At 47.4% G+C, this 13,447-nt stretch carries 14 protein-coding genes; 8 read left to right on the top strand and 6 right to left on the bottom strand.

Annotation, left to right across the window (positions count from 1 at the left end):
* Positions 1-2: 2 nt before the first annotated feature.
* Together OL444_RS26765 and OL444_RS26760 are read right to left on the bottom strand one after the other, a co-directional pair.
* The gene (locus tag OL444_RS26765; protein ID WP_264728361.1) at positions 3-758 is read right to left on the bottom strand and encodes an SDR family oxidoreductase; all 756 of its coding nucleotides are present in this window, start codon (positions 756-758) and stop codon (positions 3-5) included.
* A 56-nt stretch (positions 759-814) separates the two neighbouring features.
* A complete protein-coding gene (locus tag OL444_RS26760) occupies positions 815-1,207 on the bottom strand; it encodes a helix-turn-helix domain-containing protein (protein WP_264728362.1) in 393 nt (130 codons plus the stop codon).
* A gap of 256 nt (positions 1,208-1,463) precedes the next feature.
* Here OL444_RS26760 and OL444_RS26755 point away from each other — a divergent pair, with 256 nt between their 5' ends.
* The 3 genes from OL444_RS26755 to OL444_RS26745 are packed head-to-tail and all read left to right on the top strand — an operon-like array spanning position 1,464 to position 2,876.
* A complete protein-coding gene (locus OL444_RS26755) occupies positions 1,464-1,715 on the top strand; it encodes a hypothetical protein (protein WP_264728364.1) in 252 nt (83 codons plus the stop codon).
* Positions 1,712-2,215 carry an RNA polymerase sigma factor gene (locus OL444_RS26750; RefSeq protein WP_264728366.1) on the top strand — a complete coding sequence of 168 codons (504 nt, stop codon included), beginning with the start codon at positions 1,712-1,714 and terminating at the stop codon, positions 2,213-2,215. The genes OL444_RS26755 and OL444_RS26750 overlap by 4 nt, the downstream gene beginning before the upstream one ends.
* A 4-nt stretch (positions 2,216-2,219) precedes the next feature.
* Positions 2,220-2,876 carry a hypothetical protein gene (locus tag OL444_RS26745; protein WP_264728368.1) on the top strand — a complete coding sequence of 219 codons (657 nt, stop codon included), beginning with the start codon at positions 2,220-2,222 and terminating at the stop codon, positions 2,874-2,876.
* A 338-nt stretch (positions 2,877-3,214) separates the two neighbouring features.
* Here OL444_RS26745 and OL444_RS26740 read toward each other — a convergent pair whose 3' ends face one another.
* A complete protein-coding gene (locus OL444_RS26740) occupies positions 3,215-5,743 on the bottom strand; it encodes an Ig-like domain-containing protein (RefSeq protein WP_264728370.1) in 2,529 nt (842 codons plus the stop codon).
* A gap of 635 nt (positions 5,744-6,378) precedes the next feature.
* Here OL444_RS26740 and OL444_RS26735 point away from each other — a divergent pair.
* Positions 6,379-6,801, top strand: coding sequence for an NUDIX hydrolase (locus OL444_RS26735; RefSeq protein ID WP_264728372.1), 423 nt, complete (start codon positions 6,379-6,381; stop codon positions 6,799-6,801).
* Positions 6,802-6,858: 57 nt separating this feature from the next.
* On the opposite strand, the gene dapB is transcribed toward OL444_RS26735, so the two are convergent.
* Complete coding sequence (gene dapB / locus OL444_RS26730; RefSeq protein WP_264728374.1) at positions 6,859-7,674, bottom strand: 4-hydroxy-tetrahydrodipicolinate reductase; 816 nt, start codon at positions 7,672-7,674, stop codon at positions 6,859-6,861.
* A 185-nt stretch (positions 7,675-7,859) separates the two neighbouring features.
* Between dapB and OL444_RS26725 the strand changes: the two genes are divergently transcribed.
* The 3 genes from OL444_RS26725 to OL444_RS26715 all read left to right on the top strand — a co-directional run bounded on the left by OL444_RS26725 (position 7,860) and on the right by OL444_RS26715 (position 10,989).
* Entirely contained in the window at positions 7,860-8,411 is a 552-nt protein-coding gene (locus tag OL444_RS26725; protein WP_264728376.1) for a GNAT family N-acetyltransferase, read from the top strand.
* A gap of 600 nt (positions 8,412-9,011) precedes the next feature.
* Complete coding sequence (locus tag OL444_RS26720) at positions 9,012-9,842, top strand: siderophore-interacting protein (protein WP_264728377.1); 831 nt, start codon at positions 9,012-9,014, stop codon at positions 9,840-9,842.
* 196 nt (positions 9,843-10,038) lie between these two features.
* Entirely contained in the window at positions 10,039-10,989 is a 951-nt protein-coding gene (locus OL444_RS26715; RefSeq protein WP_264728379.1) for a hypothetical protein, read from the top strand.
* A gap of 21 nt (positions 10,990-11,010) precedes the next feature.
* On the opposite strand, the gene OL444_RS26710 is transcribed toward OL444_RS26715, so the two are convergent.
* Positions 11,011-11,757: a class I SAM-dependent methyltransferase gene (locus tag OL444_RS26710; RefSeq protein WP_264728381.1), complete on the bottom strand. Its 747-nt coding sequence runs from the start codon at positions 11,755-11,757 to the stop codon at positions 11,011-11,013.
* A 266-nt stretch (positions 11,758-12,023) separates the two neighbouring features.
* On the opposite strand from OL444_RS26710, the gene OL444_RS26705 reads away from it, so the two are divergent.
* Entirely contained in the window at positions 12,024-12,377 is a 354-nt protein-coding gene (locus OL444_RS26705; RefSeq protein WP_264728383.1) for a ubiquitin-like domain-containing protein, read from the top strand.
* Positions 12,378-12,473: 96 nt separating this feature from the next.
* On the opposite strand, the gene OL444_RS26700 is transcribed toward OL444_RS26705, so the two are convergent.
* Positions 12,474-13,397 (bottom strand): EthD domain-containing protein, encoded by a 924-nt coding sequence (locus OL444_RS26700; protein WP_264728385.1) that lies wholly within the window; start codon positions 13,395-13,397, stop codon positions 12,474-12,476.
* Positions 13,398-13,447: the final 50 nt, after the last annotated feature.

The following is a 13,447-nucleotide window of genomic DNA, read 5'->3' as shown; positions in this document are numbered from 1 at the left end:
TATTATCGGGTGGTATAACCGCCGTTGGCGAAGATGGTTTGTCCGGTGATCCACCAGCCATCTGTTACCAGAAATTCTACCAGTGGCGCAATATCCTTTATATCTGTAAGGCCGCCGAGGGCAGATGCCGATTTGTGATAAGCAACGGCATCATCGCTTTCCTGGCCGTAAAAGAAAGGCGTATCCATCGGGCCGGGCGCCACGGCCGTTACAGAAATTCCACGGGGACCAAATTCTTTGGATGCCGCACGGGTAAAGTGTTCCACCGGCGCTTTGCCTCCTTCATAGGTGGAGTAGTAGCCGGTAAATGCCGCCAGCAGTGAGGTCACAATCGTGCATATCTTTCCTTTGTCGTTCAGTTGTTTCCCTGCTTCCTGTATGAAAAAGTAAGCCACTTTGGAATTGATGTCGAACATACTGTCGTATTCAGCTTCCGTGGTATCTACAAAAGGTTTTTTCAACACTTTGCCTACTGTGTTGATGGCGATATCAATATGCCCATAGGTAGATTTTGCCTGATCAAATAAGTCTTTGATATGAGCAACCTTGGTCAGGTCGGCCTGGAAAAGTGTGGCTGTACCTCCCGCTGCTTTAATATCCGCCAGTGTTTTCTCTGCATCTGCTTTCGTAGCGCTGCTGTTGTAGTGAATAAAAACCTTTGCTCCTTTGGAGGCGAGGTTTCGGCTGAGTAATCCTCCCAGATTTTTGCCGCCTCCGGCTATCAGCACTACCTTATCCTTTAAGTTGTTTCCGGACATAAAATATCAGTTTTTATTAAACAATGAAGTAAAGTTGCCTATTTCTGTTTAACCGCTTATGGTGAACTTTTCGGAATTTTTCCGGAAGATGCCGGCCGATGTTTTTGTCTGAACTGACCGGGTGTTTCACCGGTATATTTTTTAAAGAATTTATTGAAATTGGAAGGATCGTAAGTCAGGCGGTCTGCGATGGTGGCAACGGGCCAGTCTGTTTCCAGTAATAGTTGACGCGATACCTCCAGAATTTTGTTGTCATAGAAATAACAAGGATGCCGGCCTTTTGTTAACCGGATGGTCTGACTGAGGTGTTTGGCGGAGATATGGAGGGCAGCGGCCATTTCGCTGAGGGTAAGCATGTGAATCGCTTCTCCGGCCACGAGGGCAGCCAGGTGTTGGTCGAGCAGTGCAAAATAGGCAGTGGTAATGGTTTCCGGGCGACTTTCTTTCATTGTTATATGTCCGTTTAAAACAGTAGTCAATGGTGCTGAAAAGCAACGGAAGAATCCGTATGGGGCTGATTTTCAGCTGGATTGAAATTAAGTAGTTTATCTGATGCTGCGAAATCCGGGTAGCTGGGAAGCACGCTTGTGGGTAAAAATGCCGTATTTTATAATAAGCGGAAAAAATCAGCTGGCCGGTGTGATATTTTAGCGATACCTGCGAATAATGATATAAACATATTTTATACATTAAAATCATGCAGTCATGAAAACAATCACCACAGGGAATAGCCGGCAAACACCGGCATGGGCAGTGTCGATGACGGGATGTTTAGTTGAATGGGGTGGGCCGAATGTAAACGAGGGGCAGGCTAAAGGGAATGATGATGAGTGCTGCCTGGATAATAATATAGCGGGAAGGTGGCCAGGTGCTTTGCCGCAGCCGGTGTATGGCATTGGCGGGGCACAAAGGAAGCAATCGGATAAATTATCAAATTTTAAAACAGGCCGGATTTGAAAAGAGATATGGATCCCTTTCTGGCCGTTATAGCGGCACATAAAGGCATTATTTATAAGGTGGCTAATCTGTACTGCCGGGATGAGGAAAACAGGAAGGATCTTATTCAGGAAATCCTGATCCAGCTATGGTTGTCATTCCCTAAATATAATGAACAGTATAAGTTGTCCACCTGGATGTACAGAATAGCTTTAAACGTAGCGATTTCATTTTATAGAAAAGAAAATAGCCGGCATCCCATTAATCACCCGTTACCTGAACAGGTATTGTATCTGCAGGAAGAACAGGGGGGCGGTAACAGGGATACGGACCTGGACCACCTGCATCGGTTTATAAAAGAACTGAAGGAAATAGACCGGGCGGTGATTATACTCTATCTGGAAAAAAACAGTCAACAGGAAATCAGTAAAATACTGGGATTAACGGCTACGAATGTCGCTACCAAAGTCGCCAGAATCAAGCAACAGTTGCAACAAAAATTTTCAGGTCTAAGCACTTAATAGCATGGAAAATACAGACATCTTACAAATCTGGGATAGCTACCATCAAAAGCTGGAAGCGTCCCTGCAATTGAACAGGCAAAATGCCGTCGATATCACCCGGTTGAAGGTCCAGTCACTGATAGCATCCATGCAACCCATAAAGATATTCGCGCTACTCACCGGTGTGCTGTGGGTACTGTTTGTAGACGGACTTATTATTACGCTTTACCCGGTAGCCAACGTTTGTTTCCTGGTATCTGCCGTGATGCAGGTGTTACTGACAAAACTGGCGATCGGCATTTACCTGTATCAGCTGATCCTGATCCGGCAGGTAGATATCAGTGAACCCATACTGGCAACGCAGGAAAAGATAGCGCGTTTGCAATCGACGAGTTTATGGGTGGCCCGTTTACTTTTTCTACAACTACCGGTATGGACTACCTTTTATCTGAATGCAACGATGCTGGCCAATGGGCACTGGTTGCTATGGTTGTTGCAGGGAGCAGTCACCATTGGTTTCACGGTACTTGCCATCTGGTTGTTTGTCCGGATCAGATTTGAAAACCGTCATGAAAAATGGTTCCGGTGGATTTTTGGGGGCAAAGAATGGCTGCCGGTGATAAAATCATGGGATCTCTTACAGCAGCTGGCGGCGTATGAAGAACCGGTTGAACAATAATCTGCCGCTGGCAAAACAGAGAGTGGGAGGCCGCGGATAAACAGTAGCAGCGGGAGAGGGAAAAAGGAAAGAGAACGAAAAACGAAACGGGAAGCGACGATGCAGGAAGTGGTGTAGGGAATAGCCTGTTGTTATGAGCAGATATGATCAACTGTTCGATACACCAGGTATAATGGTGTAGCACGAAGGAAATCAACATCGCGCACACATTGTTGTCACCATAGCTGGTAATGTATCATGGGTGAATAAGATTCTGGTGTGCAACAACCGGGATTAAAAAGAGTCGCCCTTATTGAAAAGGGCGACTCTTTTTTTAAACGGGCAGCAACTGTGTCGGATTATAAGCGGATAATTTTGGTCGTACGCACTTTGCCGGTTCGTTGATTGGTCGTGCTGATCAGCCAGGTACCAGCAGGTACTTTGCTGACATCGATGCGGATATTTTGCGTAGCACCTTTGTCAGTAATTACCTGTGTCTGACGAAGAATCGCCTGATTACCTTTGATATCCCGTACTTCTATGAGCAGCTGTTCGCCGTGTTCGCCGGATACCTGTAACAACAGTTCAGCACCTGTTACCGGATTCGGATATACGAACAGTTTGTCCTGATGGGAATCTGCTAATGCTTTGCTGGCATTGGCAACGGTACTGCCGGAGCAGGGGCCTAATGAATTCCACCACCACCAGGCGGTACCAGGGGTAACATTATAGATACCATCTACCAGGCATTCATACAGCGTGTTGTTATAGACTGCCCGGTCACCTTTGTAATAGATCTTCGGATAAGTTTGATAAGCGGCTACACCTGCGCAGGTACCACCACCAGAGGTAACTTTAATGGCTACTGGTGAAGATGTGGTGATGGCGCCCTGGTTATCGGTTGCTTTGGCGGTAAGCGTGTAATCGCCGGCCGGTGCATTGTTCCAGGTAACACTGTAAGGAGCCGTGTAAGCGGTGCCTAAGGAAGAACTGCCGTAGAAGAATTGCACGCTATAAACACTACCATCCGGATCGGCTGCATCGGCCTGAATGGTAACCGTGGCGGGTGCCGTGAAGGTAGCATTATTGGCAGGTGAAGTAATACTAACAGTCGGAGACTGATTACCACCGGTTGTAGTGACGGTTACGGTTACAGGAGCAGAGGTGGTTTTGGCGCCTTTATCATCCGTAGCAACCGCTGTAAGCGTATAGCTGCCAACAGGTACATTGTTCCAGTTGAAATTGTATGGAGCCACTGAAACAGTACTCAGTGAAGTGCTGCCATTCAGGAATTCCACACTGGCAATCGTACCATCCGGATCTGAGGCAGTCGCCTGTATGGCAATATTGGCCGGCGCAGTATAGGAACTGCCGGTAGTCGGAGCGGTGATACTAACAACCGGTGATTGGTTGCCATTTCCCCGCGGAATAGTACCGGTAATGGTGTAGGGCCCGAGTGATCCATAATTGGAATAACCATCGGTAGAAGGGTTGCCCGCACCGGTACCGGTAATGGTTAATACATAATTACCGGCGGCCAGGTTAGTAGTAATCGTGGCTGCAAGATCAGCCGGGTTGGCGGTAGTTACCACTGTGCCACTACTATTGTACAAGGTAGCCAGTACATCCAGGTCCGGATGCCGGGGCGCCGGGTTAATGTTAATCGTTACATTACCGCCGGCAGTGCTGAAAGAAAACGCATCAATATCACCGGTACGTTCTATCAGCCCAGTGGTATTTACTGTGCCGGTACCGCTGATGGTGAGCGGAGAGGCGGTACTGGTGGTGTTGCCGTAATCATCCGTACGATATCCCAGGCCATAGAGCGCACTGGTGATAATCGCCAGATCGTTTTCTTTATTGTTTGCATTGGCATATTCGCCCTTGCTCCATTGGCCGACCGGTTTGTAATAACTTACGCCCATGATAGGCGCCCAGTTACCATGACCGGCATAATATGCTTCAGAAGGACTGGTTCTGCCATCGTGGTTGAGACCCAGGGTGTGACCTGCTTCATGGGTGCCGGCATCACCTGCACCTTTTACACCACTGTTGAATACCCAGCAGGGGGTATCATCATTCCAGCTGAAAGACTCCAGATAGGCTACACCACCGGCGCCGGGAGCAGCGGTATTGGTAGGCGTGAAAATGCAACGTATCCGACGGTTCTTGGCATAAGTGTTGAAAACCGTTTCGTTGGTAGTTACATTTACATGGAAAGGTTTGTAGTCTTCGGCGATCAGTTCCCATGCTTCCTGTATCTGTGGATCTGTCAGTACGGATGGCTGCGCATTGATGGGGTTCCCGTTATTCCAGGGAGTACCGGAAACATATTGTCCGTCAAAGTCAAGCAGGATACAGCCATTAGCGCCCGGAAAACTTTCCAGTTTTAACAGGTTCGGATCAATGGCGGCACGGGTACCTTTGATAGTGCTGTTGCCAGCTCCATCCGGACCGGGAACATAGTCAATACACAATACTTCATTGATATCGACTTCTTTCACATAGGCGTTGCCGTTACTGTCGGAATAGTATTTATACGCTTTTTTTGTCTGTCGGAAAACAATATTACCATTCAGTGTTTTGCCGGCAATCCGGATGTAAACGGAAGACTGGGGTACACCGGCAATTTCACCGATCAGCTGTTCGCTGTCGCTGCCTTCCGGCTTACGTACATTTATTTTGGCAAAAAGCGTAGAAGAGGGGGAAACCTGTAACTGAACACCGGATACCTGTTGATGTTGGATAACTTTGGCTGCCGGTTGTTTTAATTGTTGCAATAGGGTCTGGGTAGTGCCGAGAGAGAACGATTTGACCTGCCCGGACATCTGTATACTGATTAATAGCATAAATGTCACGCAGATAATACGTGTTAAATGTGTTTTCATACCTAAGTGTTTAGAATTTTTTCATGAAAGAGATCTTTGTGTTCGACTAAGGTTGCTGCAATGATGATCTTTGGGACAAAAGATTGCTTTACAGCTGTAGGACAGCTGTGGGTGATGATGGATATATAGTGGTCTGATACCCGTAAACTCGTTATGATGACAAACGTATTTATTGTGTGTTCAAGGCCGTACAAGATTTGTGGGTGAAAAAAGAAAAGTGACAGGGAGTTGGGTCCTGGTTCATCGTATGGTGGCTAATTATTACAGCTGTGAGTTTGCATATACCGGTAGACGGATGCACAGGGTTCATTACCGGCCGGAGCTTTCTCCTGGTTGACATGGCACATAAAAGTGCAGGGTAGCTGTAGCTGCTTCGTTGGTGTCCAGTTTTGGTTGTATTTGCTGCTCGTTCCCCGGATAGAAAGGGTATCTTACATATATGCATCACAGTTAGGTGCACCTGCGCTCAAAACAGTCGTATAACTGCTATACATATACTGAGAAAAAAAATGACCACTATGAATATTTCTCCGTCAAATAGCGCTTCATCCCGAAGACATTTTCAAATGTAATAGTAATGAGTGCAGAACAAATGCGGTACTGTTTTTATCTTTATCCTTTATTATTTTTGCAGTATGAATTATATAGATTGTGTAGGACTGATCGTTGTAGAAAACAGGAAACTATTGCTGGCATTCAGTAAAAACAAAAAAGCCTGGTATCTGCCCGGCGGAAAAGTAGATGCCGGAGAGTCCGGTGTAAGTGCCTTACAACGCGAAATCAAAGAAGAGCTGAATATGGAGCTGGCAGCAGAAGAGCTGCAATGGTACTACTACATCACGGCCCCCGCCTTTGGTGAGCAGCAGCTATTGATGAAACAACATTGTTACCGGTACGAGCTGCGGCAGGTGCCACAGCCCACCTCGGAAATAGAAGCGATCCATTATTTCAGCCTGGCAGAATACCGGAAAGAAACGCACCAGGTACCCGGCGTACTCCTGGCGTTTGCAAAGCTGCAGGAAGACGGTCTGGTAGATGGCGATCCGGCCGGCGTATAAGCTGTAACAGCGTGGACGATCTCCGGGATAACCGGCGCAGGCCGGGATGAGCAGTACTCAGAATGTCATCACCTGGTCCAGCCCTCTTTTCAACCCGGTAAGGGTATGTACCTGCCGTATAGCCAATAGTGCGCCTTTCACATACGGCACGGCACTGGTACCAGCTTCGTGTTTCAGTATCAGTTTTTCACTCTCCTGTCCAAAAATGCTTTCCAACGCAATAACATAACCCGGCAGGCGTACGGAGTGTACCTGGGTATGATTGATCGTGGCACCCCTGGTAGCTTTATAGCCTTGTGTAGCTTCCACAGGAATGGTATATGCCGGCTGTCCCACTTTCGCCAGTCTGTTAGCCAGTTCCAGGGCACTGCCACTGGGACTGTCGGGTTTCTTATCGCTGGCATAGTCAATGATTTCCCATTGCGGCATATACCGGGCAGCGATTTCAGAAAATTTGTTCAGTAATACTACACTGATGGCGAAATTCCCTACCGCCAGTACGGCCCGCTGTTGTTCAGTAGCCACCTGTTCAATTTCCCGGTAGTCATCATCGGTAAGCCCGGAGGTACCTACCACTACATGTAGTTGGTGGCGGAGTGCCGTGATAACATGGTGTTTGGCAATATCCGGTGCTGTGTAGTCGAAGAAAACATCGCAGGGAATCTGTAAGGCTTCTTCCACGGTGGCAAAGATGGGAACAGGCGTTGGTGTATCCAGTGAAAGCACTTCCTGCAGGTTATCGCCGGCATGTTTCCGGGAAATAGCGGCTACCAGCAACAGGTCGTCTGTTTGTACAAGGGCCTGGCAAAGCGCAGATGCTGCCCAACCTGTGGCGCCTGCCACACATACCCGGATTTTAGCGGATGTAGTCATTTCTTTTAATTAGCAGATGAGTAAATGGTTGTGATGATAGGAGCTTAATAAAGTTATTATTATCGATGCGAATTACCAATATCTTTTCCGGGATGATGTAGCGGTGTATTAACGACGAGCCGTCGCCCCGTTGCAATAAAAGAGATAGCCGCGTGATAAATTTTATCCGGTGTATATTTACGGTTATGTCAACAATATTGAACGATATCACTACCCCCAGATTAGTATTGCGGCTGATGAATAAAGCCGTTATGGAAAGTTGTCTGGCAGGAGAGCTGGCTGTTGCAGGAAATCTGCTGGGCGCCGTGATTCCACCGGCATTATTGCTGCATCCCAGTAGTCTTACCTACAGTTTGAAAGCATTGGCCCATGATCCTTTGTATGCACCCTGGTCTGCCCGGGCGATTATATTGCCGGATAAAGGAGAGATGATCGGGTTGATCCGGTTTCATGGAGCGCCTGGCGACGCATCGTTACTAAAGTATGCCCCGCATGCGGTGGAAGTCGGGTATGAAATTTATCCGCCATATCGCCGCCAGGGATATGCGAAGGAAACGCTGGGTGCTGTGATGGCGTGGGCACAGGCTACCTACGATGTACATGCGTTTGTAGCATCGGTATCGCCCTCAAATATTCCTTCCCGGCAACTTGTAGCCGGATTTGGATTTGTAAAAACAGCAGAGATAATGGATGATGTAGATGGACTGGAATATGTATACCTGCGGTATACGGAGTAGTGAGCTGTTTTATGGCATGCGGATCATTTCCGGGATAGTGGCTTATACGTACTTCTTTTAATCTGTATATCCGGTAAGAAAGGATTGATACGGGGGGACCCCATACCGTAATTATTGGCTGCTTTGGCATAAAAATATGTATTTTCGTAAGCCATCTCCACGCGATATTTTTTCCTCCTGACTTATAGCTGCTGATATTATTTTAACCGAAAAATACAAAGGCATTCATTGTGCTAAGGTGGATCATTCGTTGTAGTAAGGTAGTAGTAAGCATATTGGGTAATATCGTATCATTAACACACTTTTCCCGCTTACATGGGTATATGTTCCCTCCTTTCATGACCTTGCATACCTGTGCGCAGGTTTGTTTTACAGGAATGTAAACATGGTTAAAGAAGATACAGGATAATTTGATGGGAGTCCTGACGGATGGAATGTCTTGTCGGGGCTGTTTATTGAGCGGGGATACCAACTTCAGGCTGTCTGGATCTGGTAGGATATTTCCCGATTGCGTAAATTTTTTTTCCGATTGAAGAAGTGCCTGGGCCAGGTTCCTCCGATCTTTATGTTCGCTGATTTATTGAACATAAAAACAGGACTATGGCAACAACAGTAGTAAGAACGGCCCCCGCAGTGATTTGTGAAATACTGAAGGTAGTACGGAAGCAGCACATAACCCCTGGTATGTTACGTGTGGTATTAGGTGGTGAAGGGATATTAAAATTTGCTGGTGTAAAACCTGGCTTCAATAATAAAATTTATATACCACCGGCAGGTGAAACCACGATCGTGTTTCCGGTTTATGAAAACGGAGCATGGGTATCGCCACCGGGAGCCGTGAAGCCGGTTGTACGTACCTATACGCTACGTGCACTGGACCTGGAAAAAAAAGAAATGTATCTCGACTTTGTCGTGCATGGCGACAGTGGACCCGCTTCGGCATGGGCGCTGAAAGCTGTGCCGGGAGACATATTGGGAGTTGCCATGAAAGCGGAAACTCCCGCGTTGTATCCGGAGGCGGATTGGTTCCTGCTTGCCGGCGACCAGACCGCCCTGCCGGTACTCAGTGTAATCCTGGAAACATTACCGGCGCACGTAAAAGGCGTTGCACTGCTGGAAGTGCCCGGCCAGGCGGAAGAACAGCCTATTCAAACAAAAGCAGATATGATTATTTCCTGGCTGCATAATCCGCATCCGGGTACCGGTACCCTGTTGCAGGATATGGTACGCAACGTGATTATACCGGATAGAGGTACCCAGCGCCGCTTTATATATGCTGCCGGAGAATCGGCTGCCATTAAGGCTATCCGTCAGTACCTGCGTAAAGAGCAGGATATCACCAGTGACGAGTTGGATGCCTATGCTTACTGGAAGTATGGTACTGCTGAGGAGCTTTCCGCGATGGAGAGACACCAGGAAGCCCACAGCTAAGCAGCTGTTTTTCTCCTATGTTCCATTTGTAACGTAACAATAAGTGTAATGCTTTGGTGTGTAACAATTTAACCGATAGCATATCGAGGCCTTTCCATATGGAAAGGCCTTTTTTGATGGCCCTTTCTACTTGAACTTTATAAGGGGTACCGTGTTATAGGCAATAACTATTCGCATCAGATAAGCATTGCAAGGCATGAGAAGTATCCTGATCATACTGCTGCTCGTAAACAGCATGGCATGTGTTACCGTACATAACAAACGGCACGCTGCGGCCGTACTGACACTGCAGGACAGCTATTGCAAACCACCCGGTACGGTTGTCGCAGCATCGGTGCCTATCTCCGGTAATGCGGATACGATACTGGCTGCTAACAACGATCTGCGTAGCCGCTTTTCCGTTCCGGGTATATTGATGTTACATGCTTTGGGCCTGACGGCAGATATCCACCGGTTGTTACGGCTGCAGGCAGATACGGACCTGGCTTCCCGGGTGCAGGTCCTGGAAATAAAGACACACGTGAACAGTCAGCTGCTAGGGGCGATGGCAGACATCAACGCCACTGCAGCGGAACTCGACTGCGAAGGCGAAAGGGTGGATCAGGTGGTGAGCTACATTGATAGCAGGAATGCCGCCAGGAATAATAAGCTCGTAGTGGCTTCTATCGCATTGGGAGCAGCAGCAGCTATCGCAGGGGCTTTAATCAGTAATGATGACCTGAATAAAGGGGTAGCCATCGGTGCTGGTGGGATTGGTGCAGGTTTAGGCCTGGCGACGCTGAATCCTAAAGGGAAAAAAATGGCGTTTTATCATCACCGGAATTTACTGCGGGCTGTCTGGACAGGCAAGGTAGATAGCTGTTTCTCTCCTTTCATCGGCTATATGCTCACAGAAAAACATTTCAGCAATAGCGGTACCGCTTCTCTTTTACAAAACCTGAAAAAAAGATGGATCGCCTATCAGTTTGAAGGCGATGAACAACAAGGCGCCCAATCAGTAATTTTTACGGATGGGGGTATCTACCGCTCCGACGATTTACATGCGCGGGCAGCCATGACCAACCAGTTGCAGGCGGTCATCCGTGCAGTGAGCCAGCAGTTGCATGATCTTTTGCTGGAAATGAATAACATCACGACTGCACATTAATCTATCTCTGACATTTATGGGCTATACCAGCGGTTTGTGGCAGATAAACTGAATCACCCAGGGGGCGGCATAATAGGGCGCCCAGAAACCGGGTGGGTATTTGTTGATTTCTTCTTCCGGTATCAGATAGGGAACGATAGCACAGTTGGTAAATCCTGCGTCGCGAAAAACGGTCTGATAGGTTTGCCAGCTATACCACCAGGCCTTAAAGGTGATTTGTTGCCCGTCGTGCAGGAGGGTGCCATCCATGGGGAGGCCATCTGCCAATAGGTTGGAGGTAAGCCGGTAATGCAGTTTGTGTTCCGGGAGATCCAGCTCCGGCAGGGGCGGCGCCAGCGGATTGAGGTTGCTGGTGATAAACTGTTTGCCCGGTTTCAGGTTATCGTAGGCCGATTGTGCCATTTGTTGCAGTTCTGTAAGGCTGCTGGCGTAATGTAACAGATAGGAAGCGGTTACCACATCAAAGGTGCCGATAGGTTGCATGGTAGTTACATCAGCGTGGTTGTATTCGATGCCCATGGGATTGTGGGATTCTGTCAGCTGCGCCAGTTTAATCATCTCTTCAGAAACATCCACGCCGGTTACCTGCGCGGCGCCCCATGATTTTAGCCGCCGGCTGCTCATACCATCTCCGCAGCCTAAATCCAGGACGGAGCAACCGGTGAGATCGCCCAGTCTTACGTGCAGGGAATACCATTCAGGGCCGCGGTAGGGAATGGCTTCGGCAACTGCCCGATAGCCATATGCAAGAGGATCATATTGTGCCATAAGAGAAAGGATGAGGGAATTAAAAACAAAAATGTGAACAGTTACTAAGATAAATCAAAACAGCCTGTTTTTGATAGCTATCATTAAAAGTGGGTAGTACCTGCGAAATGGTAGCATCCTATCGATATGATGGTAAAATATAGCAGGCAGATAGGGTATTTGGTCACTGGTGAAAAATCTTTGAACAAAGCGCTGTACAGGGGTGTATATCACAGTAATCAAATGTTGATATTTTCATTTTTGTTCCACTCTTAAACCAATCTTTTATGAAAAAATCCACGATGATGTTGTCCGCGCTTTTTTGTGCCCTGTTTGCGGTGGGAGTAACTATTGGCACCAACGCTTCAGATCAGGCTTCCACTAACCTGTTGCAGGAGCCAGCCGGGAAATTTGAAGTAGCGGTAGGGTATCATGAAAACAAAGCCATACACTTTGTCAAGGTAGAAGTAAATGGTGATAATACAGCTGGTGAACTCAAAGAAAAGGTCATTGCACAAACCAGTATACCTTGCCGGAAGGGTAGTATTGTATACAAAAAGAAAAGACTGAAAGATGATGAAAAACTACAGCAGGCAGACGTACATGCGGGAGATAGCTTGTTTCTGGCCTGTTTAAAATAATAGTATTGCTTGAATACCGGATGAGCCGCCTTAAAAGAAATGATCCGCTTTTAAAGCGGATCATTTCTTTTAAGGCGGTTCCGTATGGAGTCGCTTTTAAGCATGATGATAACTACCAGTCAGTAATAAAGAGCGGACATCTTCCCTGATTTGATTTTCCGCCCCAATGGCTGTTATCAGTGCGGCGTTGGTAGCACCTCTTAATCCTATATTGGTGATTTGCCCGTTATAGGCCATGGTGTACCTGTCAGCACTTTCAAAAGGATGTATGTGGCTGAAATGTTGCGCTATACCTGGCAGCAGTTGTTGAAATGCCGGTGACGCATATACGCTTTTTAACTCCAGCAGATCGGCAGCTGCCAATTCTATCACATACCGGTGTTGGTGCTCCGATGCCAGGTAGTGCTGCACATTAGGTGCTGGTGGCTGAGGTGTGGTGTTGTCGTGCGGCGCCAGCATATGGTATCGTAAACGACTGATGGCAGGATGTTGCTGGAATGCCGGCAGAAAAGCATCCCGGAAGAAATGATCTGCTGCATCCAATGTTACGGTTGTTTTCGGATGGATAAAGAGATAAAAGAATTTTCTGCCATCATTGCCATTGGTGATCAGCGATTCCCGGATATCTTTATGTGTAGCGGAATTATTGTCGCCATAATAAGCAACGGTGGTATCAAATACGTTCTGTTCATCATCAAACAGGATGGCAGTAGTGGGCAACCATTGCTGCAGATCTGCATCGGAAAAGAAACCTATTTCCGCAAACCCATCCCAGGCATTTTCCGGCGACACCAGGTTGTCGACGCCCGCAATGACCGGAAATAAATCCGGATTGGAAGGGTGCATGTGATGCTGCACATATATGCCAAGATGTGGTAGCCGTGCACAGACCGGGCCGTGAATATCTTTCCAGTATTGCTGAAACTGTGTACGGGAGATGTTTTTTCTTTTTTTCAGTGGCGTAATGGACAAGGTTTTGATCCGGTTATCCAGGAACATGGTGGTAGTTGGCGTATGCATATTGAAAATATTTACGCAAAGCTAGACCGGTATAAGAAGATATCTTTGTA

Origin of the sequence: Chitinophaga nivalis, from assembly GCF_025989125.1 — a bacterium.
Lineage (GTDB): Bacteria > Bacteroidota > Bacteroidia > Chitinophagales > Chitinophagaceae > Chitinophaga > Chitinophaga nivalis.
This window is presented reverse-complemented; position numbering and strand designations above follow the sequence as displayed.

Bases quoted from the DNA above. Each gene is read 5' to 3' on its own strand.
- OL444_RS26735 (WP_264728372.1), top strand. From the start codon at position 6,379: ATGAATTATATAGATTGTGTAGGACTGATCGTTGTAGAAAACAGGAAA.
- OL444_RS26700 (WP_264728385.1), bottom strand. From the start codon at position 13,397: ATGCATACGCCAACTACCACCATGTTCCTGGATAACCGGATCAAAACC.
- OL444_RS26715 (WP_264728379.1), top strand. From the start codon at position 10,039: ATGAGAAGTATCCTGATCATACTGCTGCTCGTAAACAGCATGGCATGT.
- OL444_RS26740 (WP_264728370.1), bottom strand. From the start codon at position 5,743: ATGAAAACACATTTAACACGTATTATCTGCGTGACATTTATGCTATTA.
- OL444_RS26765 (WP_264728361.1), bottom strand. From the start codon at position 758: ATGTCCGGAAACAACTTAAAGGATAAGGTAGTGCTGATAGCCGGAGGC.
- OL444_RS26725 (WP_264728376.1), top strand. From the start codon at position 7,860: ATGTCAACAATATTGAACGATATCACTACCCCCAGATTAGTATTGCGG.
- OL444_RS26745 (WP_264728368.1), top strand. From the start codon at position 2,220: ATGGAAAATACAGACATCTTACAAATCTGGGATAGCTACCATCAAAAG.
- OL444_RS26705 (WP_264728383.1), top strand. From the start codon at position 12,024: ATGAAAAAATCCACGATGATGTTGTCCGCGCTTTTTTGTGCCCTGTTT.
- OL444_RS26720 (WP_264728377.1), top strand. From the start codon at position 9,012: ATGGCAACAACAGTAGTAAGAACGGCCCCCGCAGTGATTTGTGAAATA.
- dapB (WP_264728374.1), bottom strand. From the start codon at position 7,674: ATGACTACATCCGCTAAAATCCGGGTATGTGTGGCAGGCGCCACAGGT.
- OL444_RS26755 (WP_264728364.1), top strand. From the start codon at position 1,464: ATGAAAACAATCACCACAGGGAATAGCCGGCAAACACCGGCATGGGCA.
- OL444_RS26760 (WP_264728362.1), bottom strand. From the start codon at position 1,207: ATGAAAGAAAGTCGCCCGGAAACCATTACCACTGCCTATTTTGCACTG.
- OL444_RS26710 (WP_264728381.1), bottom strand. From the start codon at position 11,757: ATGGCACAATATGATCCTCTTGCATATGGCTATCGGGCAGTTGCCGAA.